The organism is Brevibacterium salitolerans (assembly GCF_039531405.1).
Taxonomy (GTDB): domain Bacteria; phylum Actinomycetota; class Actinomycetes; order Actinomycetales; family Brevibacteriaceae; genus Brevibacterium; species Brevibacterium salitolerans.
Genome location: NZ_BAAAPZ010000019.1, coordinates 158,145 through 176,395, shown reverse-complemented (window position 1 = coordinate 176,395; position 18,251 = coordinate 158,145). Strand labels below are relative to the sequence as shown.

The following is an 18,251-nucleotide window of genomic DNA, read 5'->3' as shown; positions in this document are numbered from 1 at the left end:
CCGGAGGTCACAGGAGGGCGGAGACCGTGTCCCTCCGTACGCACCGATTCCTGTGGACGGGTGCTCTCCCGTCCACAGCGCGCGGGAGGGGCTGGTGCCCCCGTGCGGAGCGGAGTGGGGTGGCCCCATGCACACATACACACTCACCCACGGTCCCGGTCTCATCGGACTCGTCCCCCACCTCATCGGCTATCTCCCGCAGGACTCCCTCGTCCTCGTCACGGCGCAGAGCACCGCCTTAGGCAGCGGTGCGCTGGGTGCGAGCCTGCGCATGGACTTCGACCACGAGCGCGCCGCGCGTCTGGACGAGGCCGCGCTCGAGACCATGCTGCGACCGCTGGACCTCGCCGACGGCGCGGACACCGTCTTCCCGGTCCTCTTCAGCGCGCCGGTGGCGGTCCACCACACCGGGCTCGACGCGCTCACGGCGGACACCGCCGCCGCGCGTGCCCTCCTCGACGGGCTCAGCTTCGTCTGCGACGGCCTCGCGGCGCGGGGATTCGACGTGGTGCAGCCGCTCTGGGCGGGGGAGGAGATGTGCGGGCGGGTGGGCGAGCACGGCGGGACGCCGCTGGCCCGGGCCCGGGAGACTCCCGCGGTCGTGGGGATGATCGCCGAGGGTTCGCGGGCGGCGGAGAGCTTCGAGGACTGCGTGCGTGCGCCGGAGGCACGCCCCGCGCACGCGGCGGAGATCGAACGGCTGCGTGCGGGGACGGACGACGAGGAGGCCGCGCGAGCGCTCCTGCGCACCGCCCGGACGCTGACGGAGCGTGCGCAGCGGCGGGCGGAGGCGCACGAGCGGCCCGAGCCGTTCGCACTGCCGGAGCCCGCGGCGGTCCTCGCCCTGGACCGGTTCCTCCCGCGGCTTCCGGACCGGGACTGGGTGCAGATGCTGCTGAGCGGCGACCACCCCGGGTTCTCCGCCGCCGCGCTCGCGGAGGCGGAGGAGGACGGGTTCCTCGCCCATGCGAGACGGGCCGGCGCGCTGCCGGGGGCGGCACAGGAGCTCGTGGGCTTCTGCCCCCGGCCGCCGCGGCTGTGGGCGCTCGCGGAGGCCGTGGACTGGCTGCGCGGCTGCCTGCCGTACATCGGTGCCGAGGCGCGGCCGGGACTGTGCGCCCTGTTGGCCTGGTTCGAGTGGTCGAGGGTGCGCATGCGCTTCGCAGAGCACTATGCTCTGGCCGCGCTGGAGACGGACGGCGACCATCGCCTCGCCCAGCTGGTTCTGCGTGCAGTGCGCGCCGGTCTCCCGCCGGTGTGGGCGCAGCGGGAATGAGCGCATTCCCGCTCCGCCTGCGGCATCCTGGGCCGAGTGCGTTTGTCAAGAGGGGGAATAGCGTGCAATGATCGGGCGTTGACCCAGTCGAACATGATGCCGGTGGTGTGCCCGCCGTGCAGTTTGACATGGGTCTTACTGGTGCCCTCGGGCCTGGTCGTACCCTAAGCCCTCAGCCGAAAGGTCCTCACGTGCCCACAAAGGATACGGAAAAGTCGAGCACTGCCGCCTCGAGCGCGCAGACGCAGACGGAGACCGCTGCTGCGACGACGAAGTCGTCCGCGACGACCGCCGCCCGGAAGTCGACGGCGAAGAAGGCGACCGCTTCGGCCCCGGCGAAGAAGGCGAGCACTGCGAAGAAGACCGCCGCCAAGAAGACGGCGCCCAAGGCCGCCGCGGCGAAGAAGCCCGCCGCCAAGAAGAAGACGACCGCGGCGCAGGGTCCCGGCGAGGAGGAGACCCTGGGGCTGACCGCGACGACCCTGGACGAGGCGCAGGCGCAGGACGTCGACCCGGACGAGCAGACGGAGACCAAGAACGCGGAGGAGGAGCAGAAGGACGAGATCGTCAAGGAGGCGGGCGGCTTCGTCGTCTCCGCCACCGACGACGACGACCAGCCGGCACAGCAGGTCGTCTCCGCCGGTGCCACGGCGGATCCCGTCAAGGACTACCTCAAGCAGATCGGCAAGGTCGCACTGCTCAACGCCGCGGAGGAGGTCGACCTCGCGAAGCGGATCGAGGCCGGCATGTACGCGGACTACCTGCTCAGCCAGGGTGAGACGACGGACCCCAAGCTGGTCCGCGAGTACCAGTGGATCGTCCACGACGGCAGGATCGCCAAGAACCACCTGCTCGAGGCCAACCTCCGTCTGGTCGTCTCCCTCGCGAAGCGCTACACCGGCCGCGGCATGCTGTTCCTCGACCTCATCCAGGAGGGCAACCTGGGCCTCATCCGCGCCGTCGAGAAGTTCGACTACACCAAGGGCTTCAAGTTCTCCACCTATGCCACGTGGTGGATCCGTCAGGCCATCACGCGGGCCATGGCCGATCAGGCCCGGACCATCCGCATCCCGGTCCACATGGTGGAGGTCATCAACAAGCTCGCGCGCGTCCAGCGGCAGATGCTGCAGGATCTGGGCCGCGAGCCCTCGCCGGAGGAGCTGGCCAAGGAGCTCGACATGACGCCGGAGCGCGTCGTGGAGGTGCAGAAGTACGGCCGCGAGCCCATCTCGCTGCACACCCCGCTGGGCGAGGACGGAGACTCCGAGTTCGGTGACCTCATCGAGGACTCCGAGGCCGTGGTCCCCGCGGACTCCGTGAGCTTCACGCTGCTGCAGGAGCAGCTGCACTCCGTGCTGGACACCCTGTCCGAACGTGAGGCCGGGGTGGTGTCGATGCGGTTCGGCCTCAACGACGGCCAGCCCAAGACCCTGGACGAGATCGGCAAGGTCTACGGCGTCACCCGTGAGCGCATCCGCCAGATCGAGTCGAAGACGATGGCGAAGCTGCGTCACCCGTCCCGCTCGCAGGTGCTGCGCGACTACCTGGACTGACGACCGGAAGCCGGAGTCCGACCCGCCGGATGCACCGCACCGGCGGGCCGGCGCATTCAGGCCTCTTGGAGATGCGCAGGCGGTCGGGTTCGTGAGCAGCTCCGGAGCCTCTCCGCCCGCACCCGTGGAGGATCCCATGCCCCATCCCTATCTGCACGGTGACGGCCCGCAGGTGCTCGCGCACCGCGGGCTCGTCACCGCGGACATGGCCGCGGACGGCGTGGTGGAGAACTCCGCCGCTGCCGTGGCCGCTGCGGAGCACGCCGGTGCCCTCTGGGTGGAGTCGGACTGCCACCTCACCCTCGACGGCACCGTCGTGCTCTTCCACGACGACAGCCTCGAGCGCCTCACGGGGGATCCGCGGAAGCTCGCGGAGGTCACGTACGAGGAGCTGGCGGCCCTCATGGCCCCGCGCGGCGGTCTGCTGACGCTCGGCCGGGCGCTGGAGGAGTTCCCGCGGCTGCGCTTCAACATCGACGTCAAGGCCGATGCCGCTGCCGCACCCGCCGGGGCGCTCGTGGGGCCGCACTGGCGCCGCTGCCTGCTCACGAGCTTCTCCGAGCGGCGCCGGCGCATCGCCCTCCGGGCCGCGTCCTCCGTCGCCGGCGGCCGGCGGCCCGCCACCTCTCCCGGGGAGGCGCGGACGGCGGCGCTCCTCCTCGCGGCGACCGCGGGCTCGCAGCGTGGTCTTAGCCGTGCGCTGCGCGGCCTCGACGCACTGCAGATCCCTGAGCGGGCGGGCCGGCTGCGCGTCTTCACCCCCGCCGTCGTCTCAGCTGCGCACCGGGCGGGCGTCGACGTCCACGTGTGGACGGTGAACGAGCCCGAGCGCATGCGCGCGCTCGTCCGCGCCGGCGCGGACGGAATCGTCACTGACAGGTGCGACCTCGCGCTGCGGGTTCTGGACAGGGCCGGCTGAGCTGAGCGCCCAGGCCATGCGCTGGGCTCAGAGGGTCACGAGGGTGAAGGCGGCGTGCTGCGGATCGACGAACCGCCCCACGCGGCCGTGGAGGGAGTCGTGCGGGGCGGCGAGCACATCGCCTCCCAGCTCCACGACGCGCTCGGCGGCCGCGTCGACGTCCTGGACGACGAAGTGGGCCTCCCAGTGGGCAGGCACTTCCAGCGCCGAGGCGTCGAGGATGCCGCCCAGCCGCGCCTCGGCGGGGAGCGGGGAGTCCTCTCCACCGGCGGCGCCCAGACCGAAGGCGCGGTAGTCCTGTTCCTCGGTCTGCGACAGGGCGCTCACCCGCCAGCCGAAGACCGTCCGGTAGAAGTCCACGGCGGCCGCGTCCTTGGTGAAGAGCTCGGCCCAGCCCACCGCCCCGGGGACGCCGTAGGCCCCCATCCCGCGTGCGTCCGCGTACTCCAGGACGCCGAAGGCGGTGCCGGCGGGATCGACGGCGAGTGCCACGCTCGCGTCCTCGTCGAACTCCGGGATCGCCATGAGCGGGCGGCCGCCGGCGGACTCGAGGCCCTCCATGAAGTCCTCGAAGTCCCCGATGCGGAAGTAGAGCGTCCAGAAGGCCGGGGCGCTCTGCCCCTCCGGCTGCGGGCTCAGGCCCGCCACCCGGGCGCCGTCGCGCACGGCGGCGCTGCCCATGCCCATCGGACCGGTCCCGGAGAACTCCCAGCCCAGCAGCGCGGAGTAGAAGGCGGAGGAGGCCTCCAGGTCCGGGGTGGTGAGGTCGAACCAGCAGGGTGCGCCTGCCTGGGGGACGGAGAACTGAGCGGACATGGGGCACCTCTCGGACGACTGGGGGATGAGGGCTCCGAGCCTACGTGAGCACCGCTCCGGCACGCGAGCGGGGAACGGCCGTGCCCCGGCCGGGACGTCTCGTGCCTCAGCCGAGCCGGCTCACGGTCCGCACGATCGCCTCGGCGATCCGGTCCTGTCCCTCGGACGAGGCCAGCAGCTCCGCGTCGTCCGCATTGCGCATCTCACCGGCCTCCAGCATCACCGCCGGCACTGCGGCGTGGTTGAGGGTGGCGAGGTCGGACCGCTCCACCACGCGGCCGTAGGCGGGGTTCCGGTCCAGCCCCTGCTGCTCCAGCTCCGTGACGAGCGAGCCGGCGAGGTCCTGGGAGGCCGCGACGGCCTCGTCGTCCGCCGCGGCACCGTCCGCGGCGGCGATGACGTGGAAGCCGGACGCGCTGCGATCCTCCGAACCGTTGGCGTGGAGGCTCACGAGCACGTCGGCCTCCTCCTCTGCCGCGAACGCGCCGCGCTCGTCCACGCAGGGGCCCACCCCGTCGTCGGAGTCCCGGCTCAGCACGACCTCCGCCCCGGCGTCCTCCAGCCGCTCCGTGAGCACCGTGGCGAGCTCCCAGGTGAAGCGGTGCTCGGCGTAGCCGTCGTCCGTCGAGGTGCCCACCGTGTTGCAGGCCTTCGTCCCGCCGCGCCCGTCCGGCACCTGTGCGCCGATGGTCGCGGCGTCCTCGGCGTTCCCGCCGTTGTGCCCGGGATCGACGGCGACGATGAGCCCGGAGAACTCCTCCGCGGCGGTGCTCGGCGAGGCGTCCGCCGGACCGGGAGCCGTCCCTTCCGTGCCGGGCGAGGTCCCGGCCGCTTCCGCCGTGGGAGCAGGTGCGGCGGAGGAGTCCTCGCCGCCGGAGGTCCCGCATCCCGCCAGCCCGAAGGCCAGGGCCGCGGCCGCGGCGCCCAGTGCAGTTCGGCATCTGCGCGCGGGTGTGCGCGTGCGCGGTCCGGAGGCGGGGGAGTGCGGAGTCACAGTGCCAGCTTAGGCGAAGGCGCCGGATGGCCGTGCTCACGGCGTGGGAGACCGGTGGATGGACGGAGGAGGAATAGAATGACGCGTCGGATCACCGTCGAGAAGGAGCATCCGTGGCAGGAAAGAACGATGAGAGCTACGACGCCAGGCACCTCTCCGTGCTCTCGGGGCTCGAGGCGGTCCGCAAGCGTCCCGGCATGTACATCGGCTCCACGGACTCCCGCGGCCTCATGCACTGTCTGTGGGAGATCATCGACAACTCCGTCGACGAGGCGCTGGGCGGCTACGGCGACTCCATCGAGATCGTGCTGGAGGCCGACGGCTCCGTGGCCGTCACGGACTCCGGCCGCGGCATCCCCGTCGACGTGGAGCCCAAGACGGGCCTGTCCGGTGTGGAGGTCGTCATGACGAAGCTCCACGCCGGCGGCAAGTTCGGCGGCGGCTCCTATGCGGCCTCGGGCGGACTCCACGGCGTGGGCGCCTCCGTCGTCAACGCCCTCTCCGCACGCCTGGACGTGGAGGTGACCCGCGGGGGCAAGGTGCACCGCATGTCCTTCCGGCGCGGCGAGCCGGGACGCTTCGACGACAGTGCGGGCACGGGCCCGCACAGCCCGTTCACCCCCTTCACCGAACCCACCGCCCCCGAGGTGGTCGGCAAGGCCAAGCGGGGCCTCACCGGCACCCGGGTCCAGTACTGGGCGGATGAGCAGATCTTCCTCCCGGAGGCGCAGTTCTCCTACACGGACCTCGTGGACCGTGCGCGGCAGACCGCGTTCCTCGTCCCCGGCCTCGGGCTCACGATCCGTGATCGCAGGGGCGTGGCGCGCGACGAGGCCGGTGAGCCGATCCCGGAGCGGACCGAGGAGTTCCGCTACGCCGGCGGCATCTCCGAGTTCGTCGACCACCTGGCCGTCGACCCGCAGATCACGGACGTGTGGCGGCTGGCGGGCGAGGGCACCTTCACGGAGACGGTGCCGGTGCTGGGTGCGGACGGCCGCATGGTGTCCGAGGACGTCGAGCGCAGGGTGGGCGTGGACATCGCCCTGCGCTGGGGGACCGGCTACGAGACGAAGGTCCGCAGCTTCGTCAACATCATCGCCACGCCCAAGGGCGGCACCCACGTCACCGGGTTCGAGCAGTCGCTGCTGCGCACCCTCCGCAAGGCGGTGGAGGCGAACGCGCGCAAGCTCAAGGCGGGCAAGGACAAGGTCGAGAAGGACGATGTGCTCTCCGGCCTCACGGCGGTGGTGACGGTGCGTCTCGCCGAGCCGCAGTTCGAGGGCCAGACGAAGGAGGTGCTGGGGACCGCGGCGGTGCGGCAGATCGTGGCGAAGACCGTCGACCGCGAGCTCACCGCGCTCCTGGAGTCGACCCAGCGTCCGGTCAAGGGCCAGGCGGCGCAGCTGCTGGAGAAGGTCGTCTCCGAGATGAAGGCGCGGATCAGCGCCCGGACGCATCGCGAGAACCAGCGGCGCAAGACCGCGCTGGAATCCTCCTCCCTGCCCGCCAAGCTCTACGACTGCCGCGTGAGCGAACCGGAGTCCACGGAGCTGTTCATCGTCGAGGGGGACTCCGCGATGGGCACCGCCAAGGCGGCGCGGGACTCCGAGTACCAGGCGCTCCTGCCCATCCGGGGCAAGATCCTCAACGTCCAGAAGGCCTCGGTGGCGGACATGCTCGCGAACGCGGAGTGCGCGGCTCTCACACAGGTGATCGGCGCGGGCTCGGGGCGCAGCTTCGACCTCGAGTCCGTGCGCTACGGCAAGGTCATCATCATGACGGACGCGGACGTGGACGGCGCGCACATCCGCACGCTGCTCCTCACCCTCTTCTTCCGCTACATGCGCCCGCTCGTGGAGGCCGGCAGGGTGTTCGCCGCCGTGCCGCCGCTGCACCGCGTGGAGGTGGTCAACCGCGGCAAGCCCAACGACGTCACCTACACCTACACCGAGGCGGAGCTCACCGCACTGCTGAAGAAGCTGACGAAGCAGAAGAAGACGTACAGGGAGCCGCAGCGCTACAAGGGACTGGGGGAGATGGACGCGGACCAGCTCGCGGAGACGACGATGGACCCCGGGATGCGGACCCTGCGCCGGGTGACGATGGCGGACGCGGAGCGCGCCGAGCAGACCTTCGCCCTGCTCATGGGATCCGAGGTGGCCCCGCGCAAGGAGTTCCTCATCAACGGGGCCGCCGAACTCGACGTGGAGCGCATCGACGCCTGAGCACCGGGACAGCGCGCCGGGAGGACCGGGCTCAGCTGTAGACGACGGTGCCCACCAGCACGGCCGGCGGCACGAGCAGCATGGAGGAGGCGATCACGGCGGCCTTCACCCGCAGCCTCCGGGGGTCCGGGAGTGCGGAGGCGTCCAGGCGCAGGCGCTGCTCCCGCACCGCGGTGAGACGTGGGTCGTGCCCGGTCATCGGCGCGCGGCCGGCGGGGGCGTCGGCACTGTCCGCGGTCTTGGCCAGCGCGGTGCGCAGGGCGTCGGCGGAGACCTCGGCCCGTGCGGCGTCGTCGGCCATGATCTCGATGAGCGAGCTCACGGACTCCAGTGCGGTCCGGGTGACGGGCAGGAACGGCAGCATGCGGTTCCACGAGGCGAAGGGCAGCGCGAGGAGGTCGTGCCGCACGCGCAGGTGCTCGCGCTCATGGGCGATCACCGCTGCCCGCTCGTCCGCGTCGAGGAGCTGGATGAGGCCGGTGGACACGACGGTGGTGCCCCCGCGCCCGGCGAGGCAGTAGGCGACGGCGTGGTCCGTGTCGATGATGCGCATGCCGGGTTCCCCGGGGCTCGACTCCGAGACCAGAGCGAGCATGTCGCGGTGGCGCACCCGCGCGCGCACGGCGGCGCGCGCCTCCCGGAGAAGGGAGAGGAGCAGCGCGCAGAGGAGGATCACCCCCACGGCGAGCAGGGGCCAGCGCCACCAGTCGAGTGCGTCCGGTCCAGTCTCCGCGTCACCCACGAGCGGGGCGAGGGCGAAGGCCAGGCAGGACGAGATGAGGGAGAGGCCGCCGGCGAGCCCGATCGCCTGCCAGAGGAGGATGGAGGCGACCGGATCCACGTCCGCGCGGCCGCTCTGGCGACGGGCGAGCGCGGTGGGCGCGGGCCACGCCAGCAGCACGGCGAGCGCCGCCATTGCGATTCCGATCGCTGTCATGGGATCTCCGCAGCCATGGGGAGCGCAGGCACGGCGGCTCAGTGCCTGCCGTGCCCGAGGCTCTCAGCGGGTGCCGCGGAGGCGGCTGTCGAGGACCCCGCGGAGGAACGCGCTGTCCGAGAGCGAGACCGTGCCCAGGAACCGCGCGAGCACGGCGCGGCGGTCGCCGGCCTGGTCGAGGACCTCGGAGAGGAGGTCCGTGACGTGCTCCTCCTTGCTCGACGCCGCGGAGTAGAGGTGCGGGCGCGTGCCGCGGTCGCGGTTGACGAAGCCCTTCTTCTCCAGGCGGGTGAGCACGGTGTGCACGGTGGTCAGCGCGAGCCCGCGATCGGCGAGCACGTCCCTGAGGCCGGCTGCGGAGAGGCCGCCGTCAGCGGCCGACCAGAGGGCGTCCATGACGTCCCGCTCCAGCTCTCCCAAACTCTCCAACACGTTCTCCTCTTGAGGGTGGCGAATCGATCTCCTGCGGATTCTACCAGTCGTAGTGAGACGCGGGCGGAACCGCGGACGGCTGTGCGTCCGCCTGCTGAGACGGCTCCGTATCGAAAGCGCGGAGGGGGTCGGACTTTCCTTCGCGAGGCGTATTCTACGGAGCGTAGAAACCCATCCGCCGCGGCGCGCGCCGCGCTGAAGAGCTAGGAGGTCGATGTGGAGTTCGACCCTGTGCTGATAGCCCGCTGGCAGTTCGGCATCACCACCGTCTACCACTTCTGGATGGTCCCGCTCACACTGGGGCTCGGGCTGCTCGTCGCGGTCATGCAGACGCTGTGGATGCGCACCGGGAACGAGGCATGGCTGCGGGCCACCAAGTTCTGGGGCAAGCTCTACCTCATCAACTTCATCATGGGCGTCGCCACCGGCATCGTCCAGGAGTTCCAGTTCGGCATGGCCTGGAGCGAGTACTCCCGCTTCGTGGGCGACGTGTTCGGCGCGCCGCTGGCGATGGAGGCCCTGCTCGCCTTCTTCCTCGAGTCGACCTTCCTCGGCCTGTGGATCTTCGGCTGGGACCGGCTGCGGCCCAGGCTCCATCTGGGCGTGCTGTGGGCCGCCGTCGTGGGCTCCTGGTTCTCCGCGTACTTCATCATCGTCGCCAACTCCTGGATGCAGCATCCGGTGGGTGTGGAGCTCGTCGACGGCCGGCCGGTGATGACGGACGTGTGGGCCGTTCTCACCAACAACACGGCGCTGGCCGCCTACGGGCACACCCTCGCAGGCGCGGTGTCCGTGGGGGCGGCGTTCCTCCTCGGGATCGCCTGGCACCACCTGTGGCGGCGGCGGAAGGACGGCATCGACACGGTCGACGAGAACGGCCGGGTGATCGTCGGCACCGCGCCGGATGTGCCGGGCCGTGACGAGGCGGACCACACCGTGTGGTTCCGGTCGCTGCGGCTGGGCGCCTGGTTCGCGGTGTTCGCCTTCGCCGCGGTGGCGGTCACCGGCGACATCCAGGCCAAGCTCATGTACGAGCAGCAGCCCATGAAGATGGCCTCGGCCGAGGCGGCCTGCCACGACGGCACCGAGTTCTCCGTCCTCACGGTGGGCAATCTCGACTCGAACGACTGCGCGGACGTCACCCCCGTCATCGAGGTCCCGGGCGTCCTCTCGTTCCTCGCGAAGGGCGACTTCTCCACCGAGGTCCCGGGTGTGAACTCCCTCATCCCCGAGTACCAGGAGAAGTACGGCACGCATCTGCCGGAAGGTGAGATGTACGGCGACCGCTCCGGCGCGGAGATCGACTACCAGCCGTCCATGTTCGTCACGTACTGGGGCTTCCGGCTCATGATCGGGTTCGGCGCGCTCGCGGCGGCGGCCGCGGCCTTCGCGCTCGTGGTCACCCGGAAGGGGACGGTGCCGCGGTCGGCCTTCCTCTCCCGGCTGGCCCTCTGGGGGATCGCGGCGCCCTTCATCGCGAACTCCGCGGGCTGGATCTTCACGGAGATGGGCAGGCAGCCCTTCGTGGTCGCCCCCAATCCGGACGCCAGCGGCATCGACGGGGTGTTCCTCTACACCGCCGCGGCCGTCTCGCCCTCGGTGAGCCCTGGCGAGCTGCTGTTCTCGCTCATCAGCCTCACCCTGGTCTACGGCGTCCTCATGGTGTTCGAGCTCAGGCTCATCATCCGCTACGCCCGCGGGGGAGTGGTGTCCGCGATGCCGGAGCTGGGCAGCCGGCGCACCGATTCCCGGGCCCGCCTCTCCGGCGGCGCGGACGACGAGGACTCGGACGTCCTGGCGTTCGCGTACTGACTGCGACGAGTGAGAGTGGAAAGGCACTGACATGACTGAAGCGCTTCCGGTGATCTGGTTCGTCCTCATCGCCGTCCTCTGGCTCGGCTACCTCTTCCTCGAGGGCTTCGACCTGGGCGTGGGCATGCTCATGAAGGGGTTCGCCAGGAACGAGAAGGAGCGCAGGCTCCTGCTCAACACGATCGGCCCCGTGTGGGACGGCAACGAGGTGTGGCTGCTCACCGCGGGCGGCGCGACCTTCGCGGCGTTCCCTCTCTGGTACGCGAGCCTCTTCTCCGCGCTCTACCTGCCGCTCACGCTGGCGCTGCTGGGGCTGATCTTCCGCGCCGTGGCGATCGAGTACCGCGGCAAGGGCGGGCACTCCCAGCGCTGGGTCGACGGCTGGACCTGGGCGCTGTCCCTCGGTTCGCTCGTGGCCGCGTTCTGCGTGGGGGCGATGCTGGCGCTCACGACCACGGGCCTGCCGCTCAACGCCAACGGCGACAACGTGGGCGGGGCCTTCGCCTGGCTCACGGTCCCCGCGGTGGTGGGCGGTCTGGCGGTCGTGGGCTTCTCGCTCCTCCACGGTCTGCTCTACCTCACCCTCAAGACGGACGGGCCGGTGCGTGCCCGTGCCCGCCGCACCGCCGTGGTCGCCGGTCCGCTCCTGCTCCTGCCCCTGGTCGCCTGGGTGCTGCTGGTGCAGGCCGAGCGCGGTGACGCGCTCAGCTGGGTGTGCACCGCGGCCGCCGTCCTCGCCGCCGTCGTCTCGTGGGTGCAGCTGCGCCGTGGGGCGGAGAAGCCTGCCTTCGTGGCACAGGGCCTCTTCCTCGCCGCCGGTGTGAGCGCGATCTTCGCCGCGGTCTTCCCCGTGGTGCTGCCCTCGACCCTCGATCCGGCGCACGATCTCACGATCCACACGGCCTCGTCCTCGGGCTACACCCTTGGGGTGATGTTCTGGGTCGCCGCAGTGGCCGTGCCCGTGGTGCTTGCGTACCAGATCTGGAGCTACACCGTCTGGGCGCGGAGGCTCACGGTCGAGCACATCCCGCCCGCGCACGAGGTGCCGGTCGCGATCCGCGGTCGCGTCTCCTGATGCGCACTGCTCCTGAGCAGGAGCCCACCCGGGCGCAGCGGAGTCCGCTGCGCCCGGCCCTGGCCACCGCTGCCGGCCGGTGGGGCCTGTGGGCATCCTGCGCGGTCGCCGCCCTGCGCGCCGCGGGCCTGGTGCTCGTGGCCGACGGCGTGGCCCGCGGGATCGTCGCGGCGATGCAGGGGGCGGAGGTGCGCAGCGCCGTGCTCACAGGTCTGGCCGGAGCGCTCTGCCAGGCCCTGGCGGCGTGGGCGGGCCAGTGGGCCGGCGCGCGGAGCTCGGTGGGCGCGAAGACCCGGCTGCGCAGCCTGTTCGTCATGCGCGCGTTCGCCGGCTCGGGCCGCGATCTGCCGGGCACGCAGGGCGCGCTCGCCCTCACCGCCACGCGCTCCCTCGACGAGATCGACGACTACTTCACGGCGGTCGTGCCCGCCCTCACGGCCAGCGCGGTGGTGCCGCTGCTCGTGGGAGCGCGGATACTGGCCGCCGACTGGGTGAGCGCACTCGTCATCGTCCTCACGATCCCGCTCGTGCCCGTGTTCATGATCCTCATCGGCCAGCACACCGCGGAGCGGATCGGTGCCGCCACCGCCGCGCTCGACCGCTTCTCCGGACACCTCGTCGAACTGGCGCGCGGCGTGCCGGTGCTCGTGGGGCTGGGCCGGCTGCCCGCACAGACGCGGGCCCTGCGGGAGGTGTCGCAGCGCTACCGGGACACCACCATGACGACCCTGCGCACGGCCTTCCTCTCCGCGCTCGCCCTCGAACTCATCGCCACGCTCTCCGTCGCCCTCGTCGCGGTGTTCGTGGGAGTGCGCCTGGTGCACGGGTCCCTGGACCTGGAGGCGGGACTCCTCGCGCTCATCCTCGCGCCCGAGTGCTACCTTCCCCTCCGCCGCCTGGGCGCGGCCTTCCACTCCACGGAGAACGGGCTCGCCGCATACGACCGCGTCCGCACGCTCCTCGACGCCCCGACCGCGCCGGGACCGGCCGCGCCGCCGGAGGGGCTGACCCTGCGGCTCGGAGACGTCACCGTCGCCCACCCCGGCCGCGGTGCGCCGACGCTGCGCGGGACCTCCCTCAGCTGGGGCGCGACCGGCCTGCTGGCGGTGACGGGAGCCTCGGGCTCCGGCAAGTCCACGGTGCTCGGCCTCCTCGCCGGTCTGGTGCGCGCCGAGGACGGGACCCGGGTGAGCGGCGAGGTCGAGGCGGTGCGCCCCGTGGCCTTCGCCCCGCAGCGCCCGGCCTTCGCGGCGGAGACGGTGGAGGCGGAGGTGGCGATGCACCTGCCCGCCCGTCTGCGCGAGGACCCGCGTCTGCGCCGGGACGCGGTGGAGGAGTGCCTGCGCTTCGCCTGCCTCGAGGACCTGCACGGCGGGCAGGGGACACGGGCCTGCGAGGCCCTGAGCCCCGGCGAGCAGCGTCGGCTGGCCCTCGCCCGTGCGCGCGCCGCCGTCATGGCCGGGGCGCGCCTGGTCCTCCTCGACGAGCCCACGGCCCATCTCGACGCCGCGCGTGCCACGCGGGTCCGGGCGGAGATCGGTGCGCTGGCTCGCGAGGTCGCCGTCGTCGTCGCCACGCATGACGCCGGTCTCACGGCGCTGGCCGAGGACCGGGTGCACCTGGAGGACGGCGTGCTCGGGGCGGAGCGCCCTGCTGCGGGCGGAGACGTAGCGGCGGTGACCGAGAGCGCGGCTGAGGGTGTGGCCGATGATGCCGCCCCGGCCGCAGACGCCGCTCCGTCCCCGCAGGCGGAGGCGGAGCGGGAGGGCGAGAGCGCGCCCCCGGTTCCCCTCCGCACGGTGCTGCGCCGCCTGGTGCAGGCGGTGGACCCCCTCTCCCCGCGGTTCCTCCTCGCCGTGCTGCTCGGGGCGGCCTCCGTGGCGGCGGGGGCCGCGCTCACCGGCGTCTCCGCGTGGCTGATCGTGCGGGCGGCCTCGCAGCCTCCCATCATGTACCTGCTCGTGGCGATCGTGGGCGTGCGGTTCTTCGGGCTCTCCCGCGCCGTCCTCGCCTACGCCCAGCGCCTGTGCCTGCACGACGCCGTGCTGAGCGCCCTCACCCGCCTGCGTGTGCGGCTCTGGCAGGGACTGGCCCGCAGGGGAGTGGCGGACCGCCGGGTGTCCCGCGGCGAGGGTGCCCTCCGCTCGCTCATCGCGGACGTCGACGACGTGCGCGACCTCGTGCCGCGCGTCGTCCTGCCGCCTCTCGTCGCGGTCGTGGTGAGCACGGCAGCCGTCGCGGTGCTCTTCTCCCTCCATCCCGCCGCCGGCTCGATCACGCTGTCAGCGGTGCTCACGGCCCTGGTGGCGGGTGCGGGCGTGACGCTGCTGTCCGACAGGCGGGCTAGCTCCGTGCGCGTCGGTGCGCGCAGCACGGTGCTCGCCCGGCTCTCCGCGCTGCTGGGCGCACGCGAGGACCTTCTGCCGGACGGGGCCTGGCGCGCGCCCGCGCAGGAGCTCGCGGAGGCGGACGAGGCGGCGGCCCGCGCCGAGCGCGGTGCCCTCCGTGCCCGCGGTGCGGGCGAGGCCGTCGTCACCGCCGTGATGATCGCCGCCGCGGTCCTCTCCGTGGCCGCGCTCGCCCCGTCCACGGGAAGCGGGGCTCTGAGCGGCGAGCTGCTCGCCGTGGCGGTGCTGCTCCCGCTCGGCCTCATCGACGCCCTGCTGGACGCGCTCAGCGCCGTCCAGCAGTGGCCGGCGCTGCGGACGGTGCTCGCAGGCATGCACGAGGACGACCTCGCCGCTCCCGAGTCCGTCGACGCCGCGGGGCCGTCCCGCCCCGCCGCAGAGGCCCCGGCCGAGATCCGCGCGCTCTCCGTCGAGGCGCTCACCCTCCGCTGGCCGGGAGCGGCGGAGCCGGCGGTGTTGGCACTCACCGCGGACTTCCCGGTGCCGGGCCGGACCGCGGTCACCGGGGCCTCGGGCTCCGGCAAGACGACGCTCGTGAGCGCGCTCATGCGGTTCCTCGACCCGGTGAGCGGGCGGGTGCGCGTCAACGGGGCGGATGCCGCGCCGCTGGGCCCGCAGGATCTGGCGGGACGGCTGGCGTGGTGCCCGCAGGAGGCCCACGTCTTCGACTCCACCCTGCGCGGGAACCTGCTCATCGCCCGTGACCGCGACGACGCTCCGGCGGACGCGGAGATGGAGGCCGCGCTGCGGCGCGCGGGCCTGGGGGAGCTGCTGGCCGATGCGGGTCTGGACGCGCAGGTGGGAGCGGGCGGCGCACGTCTCTCCGGCGGTCAGCGGCAACGGCTCGCCGTGGCGCGCACGCTCCTGGTGGGCGCGGACGTGGTGATCCTCGACGAGCCCACCGCCCACCTCGACAAGCCCACGGCACGCGCCGTCATGCGTGATCTGGACGACGCCCTCGCGGACCGCGGGATGGTGCTCGTCACCCATGACGAGGGCCTCGTCCGCGAGGACGACGTGCGCGTGCGGCTGTAGCGGCTGCTCGCGCAGGCGACTCCTGCTGTGCCGGTGCGAGCCGGCGAGGAGGCGTCTCAGTCCTTGCCGCGACCGCCGAACATGATCTCGTCCCAGCTGGGCACCGAGGCGCGGCCGCGGCGCCTGCCGCCGGACTCCGGCGCGGGCCTGGGGGAGGGAGTTTCCTCGCCCCCGGGAGCGGGGAACAGCGAGGCCGGGTCGTGAGCGTCACCGGCGTCCGCCGGGTCCGGCTCCGCGGCGGGCTCCACCTCGTCCACCTCGAGCAGTGAAGGATGGTCGGGTCCGGGCCCGGCCTCGACCGCGTCCCCGCCGTGCGGGGCCGTGTCTCCGGATCCGGGCACCGGTGCGGGCGGGAGGGTGCCTGCGTACTCCGGGTCGTCGAAATCCGGCGTGCCGATGGGGGCCGTGTGCTGATCGGGATGACGCTGTCCGGGGGTGCGTGCGCCGTGCGGGGCCGGGACGGCCACGATCTCCGCGTCGAGCGCCTCGCCGGGCGCGCTGGGGGCCGAGTGCGCGCCGTCGATGGACTGGTCGCGGTCGTCGCCCACGAGTCTGAGGCCGCCTCCGCCCGGAGTGGGTCCTGCGTCCGCGGCGGGCCCGGAATCAGCACCGTGCGGTGCCGCCTCTCCGTCGTGTGCGGTGAGGTGGCCTGTCTGCCTGCGGCGGCCGTGCGGGGCGGCCTCGTCCGGGCCGCCGCGTCCGGGCAGGGGAATCTCGCCGGTGTGCTGCGAGGCCGTCACGCCCCTGCGGCGGCGCAGGCTCTCAAGGATGCGCCCCGTCTCCGTCTGGTGGTCGCGTGCGGGTGCGGCCGGCGCGGGTTCGGCCGCGCGTGCCTTGCGCTCCTCGCCGGTGCCGTAGCCGGGGATGGGGCCGGAGTCGGTCGGGCCCGCGTCCGAGAGCCAGCGCGCCTCGTCGTCGAGGGCGTGCACGGACCCGCGGGAGTACGACCAGCTGGCGGTGCGCAGGCGCGAGCCCGCCTCGAAGGAGAGCTCGACCTGCCAGGTTCCGTCCGCGCGCCGCCATGCGTCCCAGCTCAGCGTCTCCGGGTCCACCTCGCGCAGCTTGAGGCGCTCCAGGGCGAGGTCCGCGAGCGGGGTCGGCGCAGCGGCGTCCGTCTCCGGCCGGACGAGCACGCGACCGGCCTGATGGGCGATGTGCCCGCGCTCGGCCAGGACCGGGCCCTCGTAGACCCGGATGTGCTCGAGATCCTCGCCCGTCTCCTGCGCGATCTCCTGGGCGGTCATCCCCTGCCGGATCATGGCCTGGATGTCGCGGGGGCGCAGGGGCTCGTCGCTGCGCACGGTCGAGGCCTGCCGGCGGTGGGCGCCGCGGACGGCCACGACGAGCGCGTCGTCGATGGGGAGGCGGTACGCGGACCCCGTGGCATCCTCGAGGACCAGTGCCGACTCGTCCTCCTCCAGGCCGCGCAGGCTCAGCTCGGTCATCAGGGCTTCCTCCTCGAGAGACATCTCGTACGATCGTGTCACGTCCCGGTGCGAGTCCGCGGCACATCTCCGGGCGAGTCGCGTAAATCGCGATCGCAGAGTGAGACCGCGGCTCCTGCCACACGGGTGCCCCGCAGGGCCCGGCCGGGCGAGCCGATACCCTGGAGGGCGTGACTTCAGAGCTTGCACCCTTCGACGCCCTCCTCCTCATGTCCTTCGGCGGACCCGAGAAAGACGAGGACGTGCTCCCCTTCCTCCAGAACGTGACGGCCGGCCGCGGCATCCCGGACGAGCGGCTCGTGGAGGTGGGTGAGCACTACTACGGGTTCGGCGGGAGGTCCCCCATCAACGACCAGAACCGCGCTCTGCGCTCCGCCCTGGAAGCGGAGCTGCGCGCGCGGGGGATCAGCACCCCCGTCCTCTGGGGCAACCGCAACTGGCGGCCGTTCCTCAGCGACGTGGCGCGGGAGACGGCGGCGGAGAGCGGATCCTCGCGCCTCCTGGCGATCGTCACCTCCGCCTACTCCTCGTACTCCTCCGACCGTCAGTACCGGGAGGACTTCGCGAGGGTCCGCACGGAGCTGGGTGCGGAGGGGCTGGACGTCAGCTTCGAGAAGGTGCGGCAGTACTACAACCATCCCGGCTTCGCGGAGGCCGAGCTGGAGTGCGTGCGCGAGGGCCTCGACGAGCTCGAGGAGCTCACCGGCGGCCTCGATCCGCGGACGCAGCGTATCCTCTACGTCACCCACTCCATCCCGGAGGCCATGCAGCGGGCGTCGGAGAAGCGCACGCTCGGCTACGAGGCACAGCACCGCCAGCTCATCGACTGGGTCTCCGCTCAGCTGGGTGAGCGCGACGTGCTCCCGCACGAACTCGTCTTCTGCTCCCGGTCCGGTGCTCCGCACGTCCCGTGGTCGGAGCCTGATGTCAACGACAGGATGGAGGAGCTCGCCGCCGAGGGCGTGACGTCCGTCATGCTCGTGCCGATCGGCTTCGTCTCCGACCACATGGAGGTCGCGTTCGACCTCGACACCGAGGCGCGGGCCACCGCCGAGCGTCTGGGCCTGGGCTTCGTGCGCGCCGGGTCCGTGGGCACCCGTCCCGTCTTCGTCCGCGGTCTCGTCGACCTTGCGCTCGAGCGGGCGGCGCAGGTGCGCGGCGAGGACGTCGAGGCTCCCGCCGTGACGCCGGAGGGTCCGCTGGTCCCCGGTTCCGGCTCCGGGGCCGAGGACGACTGCGCAGGCGCCGTGGACCGTCCGATCCACCCGGTGTGGCCCGCCGTCTGAGCGCTCGCGCCGGCTGCAGGCGCAGCGCGAGGCGCCCG

13 protein-coding genes are annotated in these 18,251 nt (G+C 72.6%); 8 read left to right on the top strand and 5 right to left on the bottom strand.

Annotated elements, in window-relative coordinates:
- Positions 1–127 precede the first annotated feature (127 nt).
- The 3 genes from ABD240_RS16335 to ABD240_RS16325 all read left to right on the top strand — a co-directional run bounded on the left by ABD240_RS16335 (position 128) and on the right by ABD240_RS16325 (position 3,748).
- On the top strand, positions 128–1,276 hold the full coding sequence (locus tag ABD240_RS16335; RefSeq protein ID WP_344338587.1) for a DUF4192 family protein: 1,149 nt from the start codon (positions 128–130) through the stop codon (positions 1,274–1,276).
- Between the two features lie 128 nt (positions 1,277–1,404).
- Positions 1,405–2,829 (top strand): RNA polymerase sigma factor, encoded by a 1,425-nt coding sequence (locus ABD240_RS16330; protein ID WP_425547059.1) that lies wholly within the window; start codon positions 1,405–1,407, stop codon positions 2,827–2,829.
- Between the two features lie 136 nt (positions 2,830–2,965).
- The gene (locus ABD240_RS16325; protein ID WP_291799052.1) at positions 2,966–3,748 is read left to right on the top strand and encodes a glycerophosphodiester phosphodiesterase family protein; all 783 of its coding nucleotides are present in this window, start codon (positions 2,966–2,968) and stop codon (positions 3,746–3,748) included.
- Positions 3,749–3,775: 27 nt separating this feature from the next.
- Here ABD240_RS16325 and ABD240_RS16320 read toward each other — a convergent pair whose 3' ends face one another.
- Positions 3,776–4,564: a VOC family protein gene (locus tag ABD240_RS16320; protein WP_344338583.1), complete on the bottom strand. Its 789-nt coding sequence runs from the start codon at positions 4,562–4,564 to the stop codon at positions 3,776–3,778.
- A gap of 106 nt (positions 4,565–4,670) precedes the next feature.
- Entirely contained in the window at positions 4,671–5,558 is an 888-nt protein-coding gene (locus tag ABD240_RS16315) for an N-acetylmuramoyl-L-alanine amidase (protein ID WP_344338581.1), read from the bottom strand.
- Between the two features lie 113 nt (positions 5,559–5,671).
- On the opposite strand from ABD240_RS16315, the gene ABD240_RS16310 reads away from it, so the two are divergent.
- A complete protein-coding gene (locus tag ABD240_RS16310; protein ID WP_291799061.1) occupies positions 5,672–7,783 on the top strand; it encodes a DNA gyrase/topoisomerase IV subunit B in 2,112 nt (703 codons plus the stop codon).
- 31 nt (positions 7,784–7,814) lie between these two features.
- On the opposite strand, the gene ABD240_RS16305 is transcribed toward ABD240_RS16310, so the two are convergent.
- Both ABD240_RS16305 and ABD240_RS16300 read right to left on the bottom strand, forming a co-directional pair.
- Positions 7,815–8,720, bottom strand: a complete 906-nt coding sequence (locus ABD240_RS16305) for a M56 family metallopeptidase (protein WP_344338579.1) — start codon at positions 8,718–8,720, stop codon at positions 7,815–7,817.
- 63 nt (positions 8,721–8,783) lie between these two features.
- Entirely contained in the window at positions 8,784–9,149 is a 366-nt protein-coding gene (locus ABD240_RS16300; RefSeq protein ID WP_291799094.1) for a BlaI/MecI/CopY family transcriptional regulator, read from the bottom strand.
- A 285-nt stretch (positions 9,150–9,434) separates the two neighbouring features.
- On the opposite strand from ABD240_RS16300, the gene ABD240_RS16295 reads away from it, so the two are divergent.
- Genes ABD240_RS16295 through cydC form a run of 3 tightly spaced genes read left to right on the top strand, consistent with a single transcriptional unit; the run spans position 9,435 to position 15,482 of the window.
- Positions 9,435–10,964 carry a cytochrome ubiquinol oxidase subunit I gene (locus ABD240_RS16295; protein WP_425547066.1) on the top strand — a complete coding sequence of 510 codons (1,530 nt, stop codon included), beginning with the start codon at positions 9,435–9,437 and terminating at the stop codon, positions 10,962–10,964.
- A 31-nt stretch (positions 10,965–10,995) separates the two neighbouring features.
- On the top strand, positions 10,996–12,039 hold the full coding sequence (gene cydB / locus ABD240_RS16290) for a cytochrome d ubiquinol oxidase subunit II (protein WP_291799072.1): 1,044 nt from the start codon (positions 10,996–10,998) through the stop codon (positions 12,037–12,039).
- Positions 12,039–15,482 carry a thiol reductant ABC exporter subunit CydC gene (gene cydC, locus ABD240_RS16285; RefSeq protein ID WP_344338575.1) on the top strand — a complete coding sequence of 1,148 codons (3,444 nt, stop codon included), beginning with the start codon at positions 12,039–12,041 and terminating at the stop codon, positions 15,480–15,482. Before cydB ends, cydC begins: the two co-directional genes overlap by 1 nt.
- A 56-nt stretch (positions 15,483–15,538) precedes the next feature.
- Here the strand turns inward: cydC and sepH are convergent, their stop codons facing one another.
- On the bottom strand, positions 15,539–16,927 hold the full coding sequence (gene sepH / locus ABD240_RS16280) for a septation protein SepH (RefSeq protein ID WP_344338573.1): 1,389 nt from the start codon (positions 16,925–16,927) through the stop codon (positions 15,539–15,541).
- A 209-nt stretch (positions 16,928–17,136) separates the two neighbouring features.
- On the opposite strand from sepH, the gene ABD240_RS16275 reads away from it, so the two are divergent.
- The gene (locus ABD240_RS16275; protein WP_425547065.1) at positions 17,137–18,213 is read left to right on the top strand and encodes a ferrochelatase; all 1,077 of its coding nucleotides are present in this window, start codon (positions 17,137–17,139) and stop codon (positions 18,211–18,213) included.
- The last annotated feature ends 38 nt before the right edge of the window (positions 18,214–18,251 follow it).

What these genes read in the sequence shown, in the direction of transcription:
- cydB (WP_291799072.1), top strand. Translation starts at nt 10,996, where the DNA reads ATGACTGAAGCGCTTCCGGTGATCTGGTTCGTCCTCATCGCCGTCCTC.
- ABD240_RS16295 (WP_425547066.1), top strand. Translation starts at nt 9,435, where the DNA reads ATGGTCCCGCTCACACTGGGGCTCGGGCTGCTCGTCGCGGTCATGCAG.
- ABD240_RS16335 (WP_344338587.1), top strand. Translation starts at nt 128, where the DNA reads ATGCACACATACACACTCACCCACGGTCCCGGTCTCATCGGACTCGTC.
- cydC (WP_344338575.1), top strand. Translation starts at nt 12,039, where the DNA reads ATGCGCACTGCTCCTGAGCAGGAGCCCACCCGGGCGCAGCGGAGTCCG.
- ABD240_RS16330 (WP_425547059.1), top strand. Translation starts at nt 1,405, where the DNA reads ATGGGTCTTACTGGTGCCCTCGGGCCTGGTCGTACCCTAAGCCCTCAG.
- ABD240_RS16305 (WP_344338579.1), bottom strand. Translation starts at nt 8,720, where the DNA reads ATGACAGCGATCGGAATCGCAATGGCGGCGCTCGCCGTGCTGCTGGCG.
- ABD240_RS16275 (WP_425547065.1), top strand. Translation starts at nt 17,137, where the DNA reads ATGTCCTTCGGCGGACCCGAGAAAGACGAGGACGTGCTCCCCTTCCTC.
- ABD240_RS16325 (WP_291799052.1), top strand. Translation starts at nt 2,966, where the DNA reads ATGCCCCATCCCTATCTGCACGGTGACGGCCCGCAGGTGCTCGCGCAC.
- sepH (WP_344338573.1), bottom strand. Translation starts at nt 16,927, where the DNA reads ATGACCGAGCTGAGCCTGCGCGGCCTGGAGGAGGACGAGTCGGCACTG.
- ABD240_RS16320 (WP_344338583.1), bottom strand. Translation starts at nt 4,564, where the DNA reads ATGTCCGCTCAGTTCTCCGTCCCCCAGGCAGGCGCACCCTGCTGGTTC.